This window comes from Pseudomonas sp. SMV7 (genome assembly GCF_052041995.1).
GTDB lineage: Bacteria > Pseudomonadota > Gammaproteobacteria > Pseudomonadales > Pseudomonadaceae > Aquipseudomonas.
The window spans coordinates 15,071-31,013 of record NZ_JBKGGT010000008.1; the positions used below are offsets into that span (position 1 = coordinate 15,071).

Here is a 15,943-nt window from a genome sequence, read left to right on the forward strand (position 1 = left end):
CAGGCCGAACCAGGGGCGGGTGTTGCTCGGGTTCACCGCTGAGACTGTGGTCGCAGGTTCAGCGGTGTTGATCTGGAATCCTGGGGGCGCTTTGCGCCCCTTTCGCGACGCAAGGCCGCTCCTACAAGGGATCGCGTACCGCTTGTAGGAGCGGCCTTGTGTCGCGATCGGGCTGCGCAGCAGCCCCCGGATTCAAATTACTTGTCGTCGCGGATCGAGAAGTTGGCCATGTGCTCCAGGCCTTTGATCAGCGCCGAGTGGTCCCAGTTGCCGCCGCCCAGGGCCTGGCAGGTGTTGAACACTTGCTGGGCATTGGAGGTGTTGGGCAGGTTGATGCCCAGTTCCTTGGCGCCTTGCAGGGCCAGGTTGAGGTCCTTCTGGTGCAGGTTGATGCGGAAACCTGGGTCGAAGGTGCCCTTGATCATGCGCTCGGCATGCACTTCGAGGATCTTCGACGAGGCGAAGCCACCCATCAGCGCTTCACGCACCTTGGCAGGGTCGGCGCCATTCCTGGCGGCGAACAGCAGGGCTTCGGCCACCGCCTGGATGTTCAGCGCAACGATGATCTGGTTGGCCACCTTGGCGGTCTGGCCGTCGCCGTTGCCACCCACGCGGGTGATGTTCTTGCCCATGGCTTCGAACAGCGGCAGGGTGCGCTCGAAGGCCTTCGGGCAGCCACCTACCATGATGCTCAGGGTCGCGGCCTTGGCACCCACTTCGCCACCGGATACCGGGGCGTCCAGATAGGCGGCGCCAGTGGCTTTGATCTTCTCGGCGAAGGCTTTGGTCGCGGTCGGCGAGATCGAGCTCATATCGATCACTACCTTGTTCGGGCCGACGCCTTCGGCCACGCCGTTTTCACCGAACAGGACGCTTTCGACCTGGGGGGTGTCCGGCACCATGATGATGATGAACTCGGCTTCCTGGGCCACTTCCTTCGGGTTGGCCAGGGCCACTGCGCCAGCAGCGATCAGGTCGGCCGGGGCCGCGTCGTGGTGGGTGGAAACGAAGATGCTGTGGCCTGCTTTCTGCAGGTTCTGCGCCATGGGCTTGCCCATGATGCCGGTGCCGAGGAAACCGATTTTAGCCATGAGAATGTGCCTCTTTGTATTTGTGATATCTCAAGCGAGCCTTGGCCCCCCTGTGGGAGCGGGCTTGCCCGCGAAGCAGACAACTCGGTGGGTGGCACCGGCTTCGCCGGTGTTCGCGGGCACGCCCGCTCCCACAGTGTTCCGCGTTGTTTCTTAAATTGCGTTATGGGTCTTCAGCCAGCCCAGGCCCGCTTCGGTGGTGGTCAGCGGCTTGTACTCCGCGCCCACCCAGCCCTGGTAGCCGATGCGGTCCAGGTGCTCGAACAGGAAGCGGTAGTTGATCTCGCCGGTGCCAGGTTCGTTGCGCCCCGGGTTGTCGGCCAGCTGGATGTGGTTGATCAGCTTCAGGTTGGCTTCCATGGTCCGCGCCAGGTCACCTTCCATGATCTGCATGTGGTAGATGTCGTACTGCAGGAACAGGTTGTCGCTGCCCACTTCGGCCTGGATTTCCAGGGCCTGTTTGGTGGTGTTCAGGTAGAAGCCGGGGATGTCGCGGGTGTTGATCATTTCCATGACCAGGCGGATCCCGGCGGCTTTCAGCTTGTCGGCGGCGTAGCGCAGGTTCTCCACGAAGGTCTTGCGCACGGTGGCGCAGTCCGGGCCTTGTGGGCGAATGCCGGCCAGGGCGTTGACCTGGGTGTTGCCCAGCACCTTGGCGTATTCGATGGCCTTGTCCACCCCGGCGCGGAACTCCGCGACGCGGTCCGGGTGGCAGGCGATGCCACGCTCGCCTTTGGCCCAGTCGCCGGCCGGCAGGTTGAACAGCACCTGGGTCAGGCCGTTGGCCTGCAGCTGCTGCTTGATCTCGGTGGCGCTGTAGTCATACGGGAAGAGGTATTCGACGCCGCTGAAACCAGCATCGGCGGCAGCCTTGAAGCGGGCCAGGAAGTCCTGCTCGGTGAACAGCATGGACAGGTTGGCAGCGAAGCGAGGCATGGTGTGTCTCCTTGCGGTGAAGGCCCCCGGCGCCCCTGCAACAGGGGCCGGCGCGGGGGCGTCAGGCGATCAGTCGAGCAGCGAGATGGCGGTTGGCGCGTCGTTTCCGACCAGGGCCAGGTCTTCGAATTCGTTGACCGCGTTGATCTCGGTGCCCATGGAAATGTTGGTCACGCGCTCGAGAATCACTTCGACCACCACCGGCACGCGGAACTCTTCGGCCATCTTCTGTGCCTTGAGCAGGGCAGGGGCGATGTCTGCCGGCTCGAACACGCGGATGGCCTTGCAGCCCAGGCCCTCGACCACGGCAACGTGGTCGACACCGTAGGTGGCGGCGTCGGTGGCGTTGATGTTCTCGAACGCCAGTTGTACACAGTAATCCATGTCGAAGCCACGCTGCGCCTGACGGATCAGGCCCAGGTAGGCGTTGTTCACCAGCACGTGCACATACGGCAGGTTGAACTGCGCGCCCACTGCCAGCTCTTCGATCATGAACTGGAAGTCGTAGTCACCCGACAGCGCGACCACCTTGCGTTTCGGGTCGGCCTTGACCACGCCCAGGGCGGCAGGGATGGTCCAGCCCAGCGGGCCGGCCTGGCCGCAGTTGATCCAGTGGCGTGGCTTGTACACGTGCAGGAACTGCGCACCGGCGATCTGCGACAGGCCGATGGTGCTGACGTAGCAGGTGTCCTTGCCGAACACCTGGTTCATTTCTTCGTAGACGCGCTGCGGCTTGACCGGCACGTTGTCGAAGTGGGTCTTGCGCTGCAGGCTGGCCTTGCGTTGCTGGCAGTCTTCCAGCCAGGCCTTGCGGCACTTCAGCTTGCCTGCAGCCTTCCACTCACGGGCCACTTCGAGGAACACGTCCAGCGCCTTGCCAGCGTCGGAAACGATACCCAGGTCCGGGGTGAACACGCGGCCGATCTGGGTCGGTTCGATGTCGACGTGGATGAACTTGCGGCCTTCGGTGTAGACGTCGACCGAGCCGGTGTGGCGGTTGGCCCAACGGTTACCGATGCCGAACACCAGGTCGGATTTCAGCAGGGTGGCGTTGCCATAGCGGTGCGAGGTCTGCAGGCCGACCATGCCGACCATCTGCGCGTGGTCATCGGGGATGGTGCCCCAGCCCATCAGGGTCGGGATGACCGGTACACCGGTCAGTTCGGCGAACTCGACCAGCTTGTCGCTGGCGTCGGCGTTGATGATGCCACCACCGGCGACCAGCAACGGGCGCTCGGCGTCATTGAGCAGGGCCAGGGCTTTTTCGGCCTGTACGCGGGTGGCGGACGGCTTGTGCACGGGCAGCGGTTCGTAGGCGTCGATGTCGAATTCGATCTCGGCCATCTGCACGTCGAACGGCAGGTCGATCAGTACCGGGCCTGGGCGGCCGGTGCGCATTTCATAGAAGGCTTTCTGGAACGCATAAGGCACCTGGCCTGGCTCCAGAACGGTAGTGGCCCACTTGGTCACCGGCTTGACGATGTTGGTGATGTCGACTGCCTGGAAGTCTTCCTTGTGCAGGCGCGCGCGCGGCGCCTGGCCGGTGATGCAAAGGATCGGGATGGAGTCGGCCGAGGCACTGTACAGGCCGGTGACCATGTCGGTGCCGGCCGGGCCGGAGGTACCGATGCACACGCCGATGTTGCCCGGGTTGGCGCGGGTATAACCCTCGGCCATGTGCGAGGCGCCTTCGACGTGACGAGCGAGGACGTGATCGATGCCACCGACTTTCTTCAGGGCCGAGTACAACGGGTTGATGGCAGCCCCCGGGATGCCGAACGCGGTATCTACACCTTCACGGCGCATGACCAGAACGGCTGCATCGATTGCTCTCATTTTGCTCATGGTTTGTGCCTCATCGATTTTGTAATTGTATACAACTTGCTTTGCGCCAGAGTGTATTCATGGCTGGCCGCTCAGGTCAACGGGTTTTCGTCGGCAGCGGATGCTTTCGTTCGAGCGCCCAAGAAAACGGGCGTTTGCGCCATCGCATACGATCGTTTCAAAATATTGTATACAAAAAATCAACTCGTTGTGTTCTATTGGTCCTATTGTTTTCAACTGCCCTCAGGGCTTCTCACAACAAGAAGAGGACCTTTCCATGAACGCTTTGAACCTGAAAGTCGCGGTCAGCCTGGTGAATGCCGCGCTGGCGGCGGGCCGCAAGATCAATGCTGCTCCGTTGACCGTGGCGGTGCTGGACGCCGGCGGCCACCTGCTGGCGCTGCAGCGTGAAGACGGTGCCAGCCTGATCCGCCCGCAGGTGGCCACTGGCAAGGCCTGGGGCGCGATTGCGCTGGGCAAGGGCTCGCGCTTGCTGGCGCTGGATGCGCAGCAACGGCCAGCGTTCTTTGCCGCACTGAACGGCTTGGGTGAACGGCCGGTGGTGCCGGCGCCGGGTGGCGTGCTGGTGCGTGATCAGGACGGCAAGGTGCTGGGTGCGGTGGGGATCAGCGGCGATACCTCGGATATCGATGAGCAGTGTGCGATCAGTGCGATCGAGGAGGTGGGGTTGCGCGCGGATGCTGGGGTAGCAGCCTAGCGCTCTATTACCTGTTCCGACCTTTCGCGGGCGCGCCCGCTCCCACAGGGCCCCCACAGGCTTCCGAACTGTGGTGATCCTGTGGGAGCGGGCGTGCCCGCGAATGGCCTTTGGGGGCTCAGGCTACTTCGGGCTCACAACCCTTGAGCACCATGCGGATGATGGTTTCGGCTGCCGCGTCATAATCGCTGTCGGCCAGCTTGGCCTTGCCGGTCACCGCCGAGATCTGCCAGTCGAAATCGGCATAGGTCTGGGTCGCTGCCCAGATGCTGAACATCAGGTGATGCGCGTCGACATGGGCGATCTGCCCGCGGTCGATCCAGCGCTGGATGCACTCGATGTTGTGCCGGGCCTGCTCGTTCAGCTGCGCTACCTGGTTCGGCGACAGGTGCGGGGCGCCGTGCATGATCTCGCTGGCGAACACCTTGGACGCATGCGGCAGGTCGCGCGAAATGCGGATCTTCGAGCGAATGTAGGCACTCAGCACTTCTTTCGGGTCACCGTCGGCATTGAACGGGGTCGACGCCTGCATGATCGGCGCGATGATGCTTTCCAGCACCTCGCGGTAGAGGTTGTCCTTGGACTTGAAGTAGTAATACACGTTCGGCTTGGGCAGGCCGGCCTTGGCCGCGATATCGCTGGTCTTGGTGGCGGCGAAGCCCTTGTCGGCGAATTCCTCGCTGGCCGCGCGCAGGATCAGTTCCTTGTTGCGCTCGCGAATGGTGCTCATGGTCAGGGATCTTCCTCGTGTCTGGCCACCTCTAAGAGGGATCGGGCATGGTAGCACCGGGCTCGACGGGGGCTCAAGGCAGCGGCTTTGGGCTAGAATCGGCAGCATTCATTCATCCGGAAGCAGACAAACATGGCAGGAAGCAGTCTACTGGTACTGATCGACGACATCGCCACGGTGCTCGATGACGTCTCGCTGATGACCAAGGTAGCGGCAAAAAAGACCGCAGGTGTGCTGGGCGATGACCTGGCACTGAACGCCCAGCAGGTCACTGGCGTGCGTGCCGACCGCGAACTGCCGGTGGTGTGGGCGGTGGCCAAAGGGTCGCTGCTGAACAAGGCCATCCTGGTACCGGCGGCGCTGTTGATCAGTGCGTTCATACCTTGGGCGGTGACGCCGCTGCTGATGCTGGGCGGGGCCTACCTGTGCTTCGAGGGCTTCGAGAAGCTGGCGCACAAGTTCCTGCACAGCAAGGCAGAGGACGAGGCGCAGCATGAGGCGCGCAAGGAGGCGGTGGCGGATGCCAAGGTCGACCTGGTGGCGTACGAGAAAAGCAAGATCAAGGGCGCGGTGCGCACCGACTTCATCCTTTCCGCGGAAATCATCGCCATTACCCTGGGCATCGTTGCCGATTCGCCATTGAGCCAACAGGTCATCGTGCTGGCGGGCATTGCGGTGGTCATGACCATCGGTGTGTACGGGCTGGTGGGGGGCATCGTCAAGCTCGATGACCTCGGGCTGTGGATGACCCGCAAGGCATCCCGCCTGGCCCAGGCCGTGGGTAACGGCATCTTGTGGGCCGCGCCGTACATGATGAAGAGCCTGTCGGTGATCGGTACTGCGGCGATGTTCCTGGTCGGCGGCGGGATCCTGGTGCATGGCATCGTGCCGCTGCATCACGCCATCGAGGCGTTCAGCGAAGGGCGCGGTGGTGTGCTGACCAGTAATTTGCTCAATGGCGTGGCCGGCGTGCTGGCCGGGGCCGTGGTACTGGCCGCGGTCAGCATGGTCGGTAAGTTGTGGCGGGCGGTCAGGGGTTGACTGCCATGCCGCTCTGGTTCGGCTTCCAGGCCAGCAGGCCCTCGCTGAAACCGTAGGCAGCACTCTGATAATAGGCAATGGCGCGGCGGATCAGCGGGTTGTCCTGGGTTGCCCGGCTTTCACGGCTGTTGCCCAGCGCATCCTCATGCACACGCATGCCGCCGCGCGGGCTGAGGATGGCCAGGTCGTTGCCGTCGAACAGGCCCAGATGCTGGTAGTTGCCGATCAACACGCGTGGTGGCAGGGTGTCGTCCTTGAGCAGATCGCGGCCGAAGAACGTCGAGGTGTAGTCGAAGTTGAGCAGGCCCAGCAAGGTAGGCGCAAGGTCGATCTGGCTGGCCAGCTTGGCCTCTTCGCGGGGGGCGATCAGTTTCGGTGCGTAGATCCACAGCGGGATCTGGTAGTTGTTCACCGGCAGGTCCTCGACGCCTGCGCTGCCTGCCGTATGGTCGGCGACGAAGACGAACAGGGTGTTGTCGAACCACGGCTTGCCCTTGGCCTGCGCGAGGAACTGCGCAATGGCATGGTCGGTGTATTTCACCGCACCTTCGCGTCCTTCACCGGAAGGAATATCGATGCGGCCGTCCGGGTAGGTGTAGGGGCGGTGATTCGAAGTGGTCATCAGTTGCAGGAAAAATGGCTTCTGCCTGGCGTAGTCGGCATCGGCGAGCTTGAGTGTTTGCCGGTAGAGGTCTTCGTCGGCCATGCCCCAGGCGTTCTTGAAGCTGATATCGCTCTCATCGACGCTGCTCTGGTCGACGATGCGGTAGCCGTTGCCGCTGAAGAAGGCATTCATGTTGTCGAAGTAACCGCGTCCGCCGTAGACGAACACGGCGTCGTAGCCTTTGGCTGCCAACTGCTGACCAAGGCTGGCGTAGCCGCTTTCACGGCCGATGCGCTTGACGATCGAGCGGCCTGGCGTGGGCGGGATCGCCAGGGTGATGGCTTCCAGTCCCCGGTCGGTGCGGGTGCCGGTGGCGTAGAAATTGTTGAAGTACAGGCTCTCGCGACGCAGGGCGTCGAGATTCGGTGTCAGGTTGCGCGGATCGCCGTTGCTGCCCATGTACTTGGCACTGAAGCTCTCGATAGTCACCAGAATGACATTCAACCTGCGTGGTTGGCCGTTGGCGCTGATGTGGCGGCGGATGTCCTCGGGCTGCGTCCCCTGGAAGCTGGCATTGGGTTCGGCCAGTTCCTGGTGCATCTGCGCGCCGATGTCACTGGCACCGATGCTGGCGTAGAACTGCGAGTAGTCCAGCTCGTTGTTACGGAACGCAGCGAAGAACTGGTAGGGGCCGTTACTGGCGAGTTCACGCTGGTAGGCGTTGCCACCTTCGCCGCGTGGAAATTGCTGGTCGACCAGCAACCCGTTCATACCGCCCAGTACCGCCAGCAGGGTGATACCCAACAGGCGCTGGCGTCCGCTCGCGAGCGGGCCGTCAAGCACCTGGGACAGTGGCTTGCGCAGCATCAGGGCGAGTACCAACGCAACCACGGCGATGGCGCTGAGCAGTGTCGGCAGCGGGTAGGACTCGCGGATGTTGTCCAGAACCTCCTTGGAGTAGATCAGGTAGTCGACCGCGATGAAATTGAAGCGCACGCCGAATTCGTCCCAGAACAGCCATTCTGCCACCGCGACGAACAGCATGACGAACAGGCTGACTACCAGCGATGCACCGAGCAGCCAGCGATGGGCGCGGGTGCGCCAGAGGGCATTCGGACACAGCGACAGGTACAGGCCTAGCGGCAATGCGGCATATACCAGGAAGCTCAGGTCGTAGATTGCCCCGTCGAAGAATATGGACACATAGTTGCCACCGACCTCATCCAGATGAGTGATCAGCAACAGGAAGCGTGTGAGCAGGAAGATACCGAACCAGAGTACGCAGTTTAACAGCAGATAGCGCCATGGCGCAGCGAGTGTGTTACGCATGAAGTTGGCCTGTTTTCTTTCTTTTGTTGTGCGAAGAAAAGCAGGTTAGTTCATGGCTTGCAAAAAAAATGTCAAAAATTGCCGGTGCGTTGAGCGTGCCGGTTTTTAGTGCAAGAAGTTGTGCGCCGGCATGACAGGGATTTCCCGCAGTGCATTGACCGACGTCAGGAGGCGAAGGCTTGTTTGTCGAGCTGGTATGGACCTTTGGCATAGGCTGCAGTGCCAGGTGAAATCGTTGCCAGTGATGCTGGCGCTGGCGCTATCGCTATTCAAGCGCATACTTTATAGGCAACTTTATCGCAAGTTGGAAAGTGCCGAAAGGCCTGTAAGCTTATGCGTACAAGTGCGAGTTGAAGGCGCCGTTGGATAACGGCGCCGTCGGGGATCAGTCGATCAGAAGTGCACCTTCACCAGGAAACTCATGGTGTTCTGGTCAGTGGTAAAGGCATCGGAGTCCTTGATGCCGTACTTGTTCTTCCAGTAGTCGTATTCCACACCCACGTACAACTGCTTCTCACCCAGGTGCAAGGCCTTGCCCAGGTCGTACTTGATCTGCGGGTTGAAGTGCAGGTTAGCCTGGTAGGTGCCGCGACGGTTCTCGTCGTTGTCCACCACCCAGTCCATGAAGCCGTCGATCAGCACGTCGGAAGAACCGACCGGGATGGTGTACGACCACACCGGGGTAATCTGCCACACGTTGTCGCCGGCACGGCTGCCATCGGTGGTGCGGTTGTAGAAGTTCAGCTGGAAGTAGTCGAAGCCGGGGATAGCCAGGTCGAAGCCGGGGCCGATCAGGTACGCCTCGGTGTCACCCTCGCCGAACTCGTAGGTCATCGCCAGCAACACGTCCTTGACCGGGCCGAACTCGAGCTTCTGGTCGAAGATCTTGCCGAAGGACAGCCGCGGGCTGATCTCGCCGTAGTAGGTATTCGGGCCATTGCCCGCGTCTTTCTGGCCCTGGTAGAAGATCTTGTCGACGAAGATGAAGTTGTCGCCGTACTTCCAGGCGTCGGCATGCTCGAAGGTAACCGTTTGCTGGATCGCCGGGTTGACCTTGAAGTTCTTGCCCCACAGGTAGGTCAGGCTGTTGTTCTGCCATTGCAGCAGGTCGCCGCCGAAGGTGGTGCCGCAGGCCAGCAGGCCGCCGGCGAGGATCAGGCTGTTGATGGTACGCATTGCGAGTTTCGCTCCCTTGATTGATCTGTTGTCAGCGCGTTATCGCGCTTTTTTTGTCTTTCGAGTCAGTTTTTTTCGATAGGCCACAGCTGTTTGGCAAGGGTTGAGCCAACTTTCCCGGGCTGGCAAAACCTTCCTGCTCGACTTCGTTCTGAACGGATGAAAAGGGTCTTTCAGGCTGGCAACACGTTGGCCAACCGCCCGAATTCATTGACTGAGCGGTCAGTAAACGCAGGCAGAATCCCTTCTGCCCTGATCGAGGGGGCGCGCAGATTACTGGCTTGCGCGCCTTGCCTCAAGTGCTCCGTCCTGGAGCGTGACGGACCAAACTTGTGCGTTTGGTCAGTTTTTCAGAAGTGCACCTTGACCAGTGCACTGGTAACGCTCTGGTTGCTGTCGAGGTTGCCTTGGCTGTCGATGCCGTACTTGTCCTTCCAGTAGCTGTACTCGATGCCCACGTACAGCTGCTTGGCGCCCAGGCCAAGGGCCTTGCCCAGGTCGTACTTGACCTGCGGGTTGAATTGCAGGTTGGCGTGGTAGGTCCCGCGACGGGTCTGGTCGTTGTCCACCACCCAGTCCATGTAACCGTCGATCAGAATGTCGGATTTGCCCACCGGCACGGTGTAGGACCAGGCCGGGGTGATCTGCCAGACATTGTCACCGGGGCGGCTGCCTTCGGTGTTACGCAGGTAGAAATTCAGGGTGAAATAGTTGAAGCCGGGGATGGCCAGGTCGAAGCCGGGGCCGATCAGGTAGGCCTCGTTGTCGCCCTCGCCGCGCTCGTAGGTCATGGCGACCAGCACATCCTTGATCGGGCCCAGCTCGAACGTGTGACCGGTGATCTTGCCCAGCGACAGGCGCGGGCTGAACTCGCCGTAGTAGCTGGTGACGCCTTTGCCCGGGTCGGCCTTGCCGTTGTAGAAGACCTTGTCGACGAACATGAACGTGTCGCCGTACTTCCATTTGTTGGCGTGCTCGAAGGTGATCGTCTGCTGGATGCGGGGGTTGACCTTGAAGTCCTTGCCGTACAGGTAGGTCAGGCTTTCGCCGTGCCACTGCAGCCATTCCCCGGCGTGGGCGGGGAGGGTGGCCAGCAGGCTGCTGCCCAGCAAGAGGGACGAGGTGATGCGTTTCATGTTGTGGTTCCCGGACTTATTGTTTTTGTTGGGTTCTTTTGGCGCACAGGCGCCCCGGGCGGCCCATTCCGGCGGGCCGACGGTGCAGCGTTTACGACGAGGTCGAGGCAGGGGCGGCAATGCGCCGCCCCCTGTTGCTTGAGGCGGCTTGCTTCAGTGCTGGTGGCAGGCGTTGTGCGCCGCGCGATCGGCACCGCCGAGGATGTTGAACAGCACGTTCAGCACCAGGGCACTGACCGTGGCCATGGCAATGCCACTGTGGGTGATGGGTTCCATCCACTGCGGCATCTGGGCGAAGAACTCCGGGCGCACCACGGGGATCAGCCCGAAGCCGACGCTCACGGCAACCAGCAACTGGTTGCGGCGGTCGCCGATGTCCGCCTCTTGCAGAATCTTGATCCCGGTGGCGGTAACCATGCCGAACATGGCGATGGAGGCGCCGCCCAGTACCGCAGGCGGGATCGAGGCAATCAGCAAGGCCGCCTTGGGCAGCAGGCTGAGCAGGATCAGCAGCGCGCCGGCCACCACGGTGACGTAGCGGCAGCGTACCCCGGTCATCTGCACCAGGCCGATGTTCTGGGCGAACGAGGAGTGGGTGAACGTGTTGAAGAAGCCGGCGACGAAGGAGGCCCCGGCGTCGCACAACAGGCCGCGACGCAGCATGCCTGGGGTGACTTCGCGGCCGGTCACCTTGCCCAGCGCCAGGAACATGCCGGTGGACTCGACGAAGATGATCACCACCACCAGGCACATGGACAGGATCGGTGCCAGGCTGAAGGTCGGCATGCCGAAGTGCAGTGGGGTGACCACTTGCAGCCACGGTGCCTGGCCCAGGCCCGACAGGTCGACCATGCCGATGGCGCCGGCGAGGATGTAGCCCAGGCCCATGCCGACCAGCACCGACACGTTGACCCAGAACCCACGCATGAAGCGGTTGATCAGCAGGATCACCGCCAGCACCAGGCCGGCCACCAACAGGAAGATCGGCGCACCGAAGGTGCCTGCCTGCTGGCCGCCACCGGCCCAGTTGACTGCCACCGGGAACAGCGACAGGCCGATCGAGGTGATCACCGTGCCGGTGACCAGGGGTGGGAAGAACCGTACGACCTTGGACATGAACGGCGCGATCAGCATGCCGAAGAACCCGGCGGCGATGGTCGCGCCGAAGATCCCCTGCAGGCCCACGCCGGGCATGCCGGCCATGGCCACCATGCTGCCGACGGCAGCGAAACTGGCCCCCATCATCACCGGCATGCGGATGCCCACCGGGCCGATACCGAATGACTGGATGATGGTGGCGACACCCGCTACCAGCAGGTCGGCGTTGATCAGGAAAGCGACTTCTTCACGGGACAGGCCGGCGGCCTGGCCGATGATCAGGGGGACGGCGATCGCGCCGCCGTACATCAGCAGGACATGTTGCAGGCCAACCAGGATCAGCTGGAGCAGGGGCAAGGGCTCTCGCGGCGGCGCAACAGGGATATACGCCTTGCGTGACTCGGACATGCAGCACCTCGAGTTTTGTTTTTATTCTCGGATCCAAGCGCCGGCACCAAGCGGCAGGCTCACGCTGTGCAGAGCCTGGGGTTCCCGCCTGGGGCTGACGCTCGATGCTTGCTTGTTGCATCAATCTTCGGGTTCGAGGCCGGATGTGCCGGCCTCTTCGCGGGTAAACCCGCTCCCACAGGAAGCGGTGTTGTCCCGACAGGGGTGTTTCAGTTGACCGGCGCGCCTTTGGCGATCCAGTCACCGACGAGCTTGCGCTCTTCGGTGGTCATCTGGGTGATGTTGCCCAGCGGCATGATCTGGCTGGCGACCGCTTGCGCCTGGATGCGCGCGGCCTGGGCCTGGATCTGCTGCGGGGTGTCGAACATCACGCCGGCAGGCGCGCTGCTGAACAGTGGGCTGGTCGGCTTGGACGAGTGGCACACGGTGCAGCGTTCCTGGATGACATTGTGGATCTTGTCGAAGCTCTCGCCGCCTGCCTGGGCCGTGGCCTGGGCTGGGGCTTCGGCGGGCGCGGCGGGCGCAGCGGCAGCCTTGGCGGCGTCCTCGGCACGTTGCTCGGCAGCGGTCTTGCCACCGACAGCGGTCGCCGGCAGCGGCTGGTACTCGACCTTCGCTGCGGCCTGCTCAGGGCTGCTGGCGATCGGCTTGGGGCCGGTCACGTAGGCCAGGCAGATCATCGCCAGGGCGCCGACCGGCAGGGTCCAGGCGTACTTGTTGCTGTCATGGCGGGTGTTGAAATAGTGGCGGATGAGTACCGCGGCTACTGCAATACCGGCCAGGATCAGCCAGTTGTACTGGCTGCCGTAGGTGCTCGGGAAGTGGTTGCTGATCATGATGAACAGCACTGGCAGGGTGAAGTAGTTGTTGTGGCGCGAGCGCAACAGGCCCTTGGCCGGCAGTACCGGGTCAGGGGTGGTGTTGTTCTCGATCGCGGCCACCAGCTGGCGCTGCGCCGGCATGATGATGCGGAACACGTTGCCGACCATGATGGTGCCGATGATCGCGCCGGTGTGCAGGTACGCACCACGGCCACTGAACACCAGGCTGAAGCCCCAGCACGCGGCGATGATCAGCACGAACAGCACACCGCCGAGCAGCGCTGGCTTCTTGCCCAGGGGCGAGTCGCACAGGAAGTCGTAGATGAACCAGCTGGCGATCAGCGAGCCGATACCGATGGCCACGCCCTCGGCACCGCTCAGGCTGCTGCCAGGGGCCAGCAGGTACAGCGCCGGGTTCCAGTAGAACACCACGCACAGCAGGGCGATACCGGACATCCAGGTGAAGTAGGCTTCCCATTTGAACCAGTGCAGGTTCTCGGGCATTTTCGGCGGCGCCAGCTTGTACTTTTCAAGGTGGTAGATACCACCGCCGTGGATGGCCCAGAGGTCACCCGACAGCCCTTCGCGCGGATTGCTCCGGTTCAGGTTGTTTTCCAGCCAGACGAAATAGAACGATGCACCGATCCAGGCGATACCGGTGATCATGTGAACCCAGCGAATGCTCAGGTTCAGCCATTCGTGAAGGTGTGCTTCCACAGTATGTACCTCTTGCCGGTCACCCGCTCAGGCTGGGCCGTTGCATGACCGACCTTTTCTTATTGGTGGGGATTGAGGATCAGCATCTGTTCCTCGGTGAAGTAATGCTCGTCGCAGTTGTTGCCAGAACCGCTGCGATCAACCACCAGGAAGTCATCCCGCTTTTCGATCGTCAGCACCGGGTGGTGCCAGACGCCGCGATGGTAATTAACGCCCTGCCTGCCATTACTGCGGAAGGCCCGGACCAAGCCTGATACAGGTGCATCGCCAACCGGCGCGACCACGATCAGAAAGGGGTTGCCGAGCAGCGGGATGAAAGCCTGGCTGCCCAGCGGATGGCGTTCCAGCATGCGCACGGTCAGCGGCATGTCCAGCGCGTCGGCGCGGAAGATGCTGATGATCGCCTTGTCTTCAGGCTCGGCGGTTTCCACCGTGGCGAGCTTGTGGAAGCGCATGGTCGAGCCGTTGTTGATCATGAAGTGGTCGCTGCCATCGGTTTCGATCACGTCTCCGAAGGGGGCGAAGGCTTCTTTGCTCAGGGGCTCGATCATCAGGGTGCGCATGCGGATATCTCTTCTATGTTCGTTGTTCTGGTTCAGGTTCAAGCGTTGCCGCGCCGGTTACAGCTGCAGCAGGCGGAACAGGGCGATCAGGTTGATCTGCGCCAGGGCTTCCTTGAATTCGGCATCGGCGTCGTTGTGGATGCGCTGTTCGAAAGCGGCGAGGATCTGGTGCCGGTTGCTGCCTTTTACCGCCATGATGAACGGGAACTGGAATTTGGCCTTGTAGGCGTCGTTCAGCTCGGTGAAACGGGCGAATTCTTCGGCGGTGCACTGGTGGATACCGGCGCCGGCCTGCTCGTTGGTGCTCGACTCGGTCAGTTCGCCCTGGATAGCCGCCTTGCCAGCCAGGTCCGGGTGCGCGTTGATCAGCGCCAGCTGCTCGGCGTGGCTGGCGCTGAGCAGGATGTCGCTCATGCGCTGGTGCAGCGCCTCGATCTCGTCCAGTTCAGCCAGCTGGCCCAGGTCGTAGGCCTTTTCCGCAACCCACGGCGAGTGCTCGTAGATGTCGGCGAAGGCCTTGACGAAGGCTTCACGGTCCAGGGCGGATGGCTTGAGGGTCTTGAAAGCGGTCATCAGGCGTTCTCTTTCTGGTACGGGTGGGTGGTATGCCAGTGGCGGGCGATGTCCACGCGACGGGCAAACCAGACCTGGTCATGGCTCTTGGCGTAGTCGACGAAGCGCTTCAGCGCGGCCAGGCGCGCCGGGCGCCCGACCAGGCGGCAATGCAGGCCGATCGACAGCATTTTCGGTGCTTCGGCACCTTCGGCGTACAGCACATCGAAGGCGTCCTTGAGGTACTGGAAGAACTGCTCGCCGCAGTTGAAGCCTTGTACCTGGGTGAAGCGCATGTCGTTGGTGTCGAGGGTGTAGGGGATCACCAGGTGCGGCTTGCCGGTGGGGGTGTTCGGCTCCCAGTAGGGCAGGTCGTCGTCATAGGTGTCGCTGTCGTAGAGGAAGCCACCTTCCTCCATCACCAGGCGGCGGGTATTCGGGCCGGTGCGGCCGGTGTACCAGCCCAGCGGGCGTTCGCCGGTGATTTCGGTGAGGATGCGGATGGCTTCGAGCATGTGCTCGCGCTCCTGGGCCTCGTCCATGTACTGGTAGTCGATCCAGCGGTAGCCGTGGCTGCAGATCTCATGGCCGGCTTCGACCATGGCACGGATCACGTCGGGGTGGCGCTGGGCGGCCATGGCCACGGCGAAGATGGTCAGCGGGACGCCGCTGTCCTTGAACAGCTTCAGCAGGCGCCACACGCCGGCGCGGCTGCCGTACTCGTAGAGCGATTCCATGCTCATGTTGCGCACGCCCTGCAGCGGCTGGGCGGCGACCATTTCAGAGAGGAACGCTTCAGATTCCCTGTCCCCGTGCAGAATGTTGCGTTCGCCGCCTTCTTCATAGTTGAGGACGAAAGACAGCGCGATGCGAGCGTTGCCCGGCCATTGCGGGTGAGGAGGGTTGTTGCCGTAACCGATCAGGTCGCGAGGATAGTCAGCGCTCACTGCAGTCTTCCTTCTTGTGCGTTTGTGCGGGGGTGGGCGGGCCGCGTCGGGATGTCGCACCACCGGATGGGCTGATTGTATACAACTTCTGAAATCTTTTGTAAGCCTGTTTTTCCGCATTTCTGCCCTTTTGTCGCTTGGCAGCGGCCCGGAATTTCATTGCAAGAAACCTGCCTGATTGGTCAGCTTGTGACGTTGTCGTCGGCTCGGAGCCTGAGTTGCCCGTGTATTTGCCAGCAAAAGGAAGCGGCT

Annotated in this window: 14 protein-coding genes; 2 read left to right on the plus strand and 12 right to left on the minus strand. The window is 62.2% G+C overall.

Going from position 1 to position 15,943, the window contains the following annotated elements; translation table 11 throughout:
* Nucleotides 1-197 precede the first annotated feature (197 nt).
* The 3 genes from ACLEJP_RS11940 to gcl form a co-directional block, all read right to left on the minus strand.
* The gene (locus ACLEJP_RS11940; protein WP_170031019.1) at nt 198-1,091 is read right to left on the minus strand and encodes a 2-hydroxy-3-oxopropionate reductase; all 894 of its coding nucleotides are present in this window, start codon (nt 1,089-1,091) and stop codon (nt 198-200) included.
* A 153-nt stretch (nt 1,092-1,244) separates the two neighbouring features.
* Nucleotides 1,245-2,027, minus strand: coding sequence for a hydroxypyruvate isomerase (gene hyi, locus ACLEJP_RS11945; protein WP_440806633.1), 783 nt, complete (start codon nt 2,025-2,027; stop codon nt 1,245-1,247).
* Nucleotides 2,028-2,096: 69 nt separating this feature from the next.
* Nucleotides 2,097-3,872 carry a glyoxylate carboligase gene (gene gcl / locus ACLEJP_RS11950; protein WP_170031015.1) on the minus strand — a complete coding sequence of 592 codons (1,776 nt, stop codon included), beginning with the start codon at nt 3,870-3,872 and terminating at the stop codon, nt 2,097-2,099.
* A gap of 256 nt (nt 3,873-4,128) precedes the next feature.
* Here gcl and ACLEJP_RS11955 point away from each other — a divergent pair, with 256 nt between their 5' ends.
* A complete protein-coding gene (locus ACLEJP_RS11955) occupies nt 4,129-4,569 on the plus strand; it encodes a GlcG/HbpS family heme-binding protein (RefSeq protein ID WP_170031013.1) in 441 nt (146 codons plus the stop codon).
* Nucleotides 4,570-4,687: 118 nt separating this feature from the next.
* Here the strand turns inward: ACLEJP_RS11955 and ACLEJP_RS11960 are convergent, their stop codons facing one another.
* A complete protein-coding gene (locus ACLEJP_RS11960) occupies nt 4,688-5,299 on the minus strand; it encodes a TetR/AcrR family transcriptional regulator (protein WP_013973538.1) in 612 nt (203 codons plus the stop codon).
* Nucleotides 5,300-5,431: 132 nt separating this feature from the next.
* Between ACLEJP_RS11960 and ACLEJP_RS11965 the strand changes: the two genes are divergently transcribed.
* Nucleotides 5,432-6,340 carry a DUF808 domain-containing protein gene (locus ACLEJP_RS11965; RefSeq protein ID WP_289135811.1) on the plus strand — a complete coding sequence of 303 codons (909 nt, stop codon included), beginning with the start codon at nt 5,432-5,434 and terminating at the stop codon, nt 6,338-6,340.
* On the opposite strand, the gene ACLEJP_RS11970 is transcribed toward ACLEJP_RS11965, so the two are convergent.
* The 8 genes from ACLEJP_RS11970 to puuE all read right to left on the minus strand — a co-directional run bounded on the left by ACLEJP_RS11970 (nt 6,330) and on the right by puuE (nt 15,691).
* The gene (locus ACLEJP_RS11970) at nt 6,330-8,273 is read right to left on the minus strand and encodes an LTA synthase family protein (protein ID WP_440806639.1); all 1,944 of its coding nucleotides are present in this window, start codon (nt 8,271-8,273) and stop codon (nt 6,330-6,332) included. The two genes, ACLEJP_RS11965 and ACLEJP_RS11970, sit on opposite strands and share 11 nt — an antisense overlap.
* Nucleotides 8,274-8,666: 393 nt before the next feature.
* Entirely contained in the window at nt 8,667-9,449 is a 783-nt protein-coding gene (locus ACLEJP_RS11975) for an outer membrane protein OmpK (protein WP_289135815.1), read from the minus strand.
* Nucleotides 9,450-9,799: 350 nt separating this feature from the next.
* Nucleotides 9,800-10,585, minus strand: a complete 786-nt coding sequence (locus ACLEJP_RS11980) for an outer membrane protein OmpK (protein WP_440806641.1) — start codon at nt 10,583-10,585, stop codon at nt 9,800-9,802.
* Between the two features lie 153 nt (nt 10,586-10,738).
* Nucleotides 10,739-12,091 (minus strand): nucleobase:cation symporter-2 family protein, encoded by a 1,353-nt coding sequence (locus ACLEJP_RS11985; RefSeq protein WP_170031005.1) that lies wholly within the window; start codon nt 12,089-12,091, stop codon nt 10,739-10,741.
* Between the two features lie 209 nt (nt 12,092-12,300).
* The gene (locus tag ACLEJP_RS11990; protein WP_440806644.1) at nt 12,301-13,629 is read right to left on the minus strand and encodes a urate hydroxylase PuuD; all 1,329 of its coding nucleotides are present in this window, start codon (nt 13,627-13,629) and stop codon (nt 12,301-12,303) included.
* Between the two features lie 59 nt (nt 13,630-13,688).
* Nucleotides 13,689-14,192, minus strand: a complete 504-nt coding sequence (locus ACLEJP_RS11995) for an ureidoglycolate lyase (RefSeq protein ID WP_056801462.1) — start codon at nt 14,190-14,192, stop codon at nt 13,689-13,691.
* A 57-nt stretch (nt 14,193-14,249) separates the two neighbouring features.
* Nucleotides 14,250-14,765 (minus strand): 2-oxo-4-hydroxy-4-carboxy-5-ureidoimidazoline decarboxylase, encoded by a 516-nt coding sequence (uraD, locus tag ACLEJP_RS12000; protein WP_440806646.1) that lies wholly within the window; start codon nt 14,763-14,765, stop codon nt 14,250-14,252.
* The gene (gene puuE, locus ACLEJP_RS12005; protein WP_440806649.1) at nt 14,765-15,691 is read right to left on the minus strand and encodes an allantoinase PuuE; all 927 of its coding nucleotides are present in this window, start codon (nt 15,689-15,691) and stop codon (nt 14,765-14,767) included. Before puuE ends, uraD begins: the two co-directional genes overlap by 1 nt.
* Nucleotides 15,692-15,943: the final 252 nt, after the last annotated feature.

Bases quoted from the DNA above. Each gene is read 5' to 3' on its own strand.
- ACLEJP_RS11970 (WP_440806639.1), bottom strand. From the start codon at position 8,273: ATGCGTAACACACTCGCTGCGCCATGGCGCTATCTGCTGTTAAACTGC.
- ACLEJP_RS11940 (WP_170031019.1), bottom strand. From the start codon at position 1,091: ATGGCTAAAATCGGTTTCCTCGGCACCGGCATCATGGGCAAGCCCATG.
- ACLEJP_RS11955 (WP_170031013.1), top strand. From the start codon at position 4,129: ATGAACGCTTTGAACCTGAAAGTCGCGGTCAGCCTGGTGAATGCCGCG.
- ACLEJP_RS11985 (WP_170031005.1), bottom strand. From the start codon at position 12,091: ATGTCCGAGTCACGCAAGGCGTATATCCCTGTTGCGCCGCCGCGAGAG.
- ACLEJP_RS11995 (WP_056801462.1), bottom strand. From the start codon at position 14,192: ATGCGCACCCTGATGATCGAGCCCCTGAGCAAAGAAGCCTTCGCCCCC.
- ACLEJP_RS11980 (WP_440806641.1), bottom strand. From the start codon at position 10,585: ATGAAACGCATCACCTCGTCCCTCTTGCTGGGCAGCAGCCTGCTGGCC.
- ACLEJP_RS11960 (WP_013973538.1), bottom strand. From the start codon at position 5,299: ATGAGCACCATTCGCGAGCGCAACAAGGAACTGATCCTGCGCGCGGCC.
- hyi (WP_440806633.1), bottom strand. From the start codon at position 2,027: ATGCCTCGCTTCGCTGCCAACCTGTCCATGCTGTTCACCGAGCAGGAC.
- ACLEJP_RS11965 (WP_289135811.1), top strand. From the start codon at position 5,432: ATGGCAGGAAGCAGTCTACTGGTACTGATCGACGACATCGCCACGGTG.
- gcl (WP_170031015.1), bottom strand. From the start codon at position 3,872: ATGAGCAAAATGAGAGCAATCGATGCAGCCGTTCTGGTCATGCGCCGT.
- uraD (WP_440806646.1), bottom strand. From the start codon at position 14,765: ATGACCGCTTTCAAGACCCTCAAGCCATCCGCCCTGGACCGTGAAGCC.
- ACLEJP_RS11975 (WP_289135815.1), bottom strand. From the start codon at position 9,449: ATGCGTACCATCAACAGCCTGATCCTCGCCGGCGGCCTGCTGGCCTGC.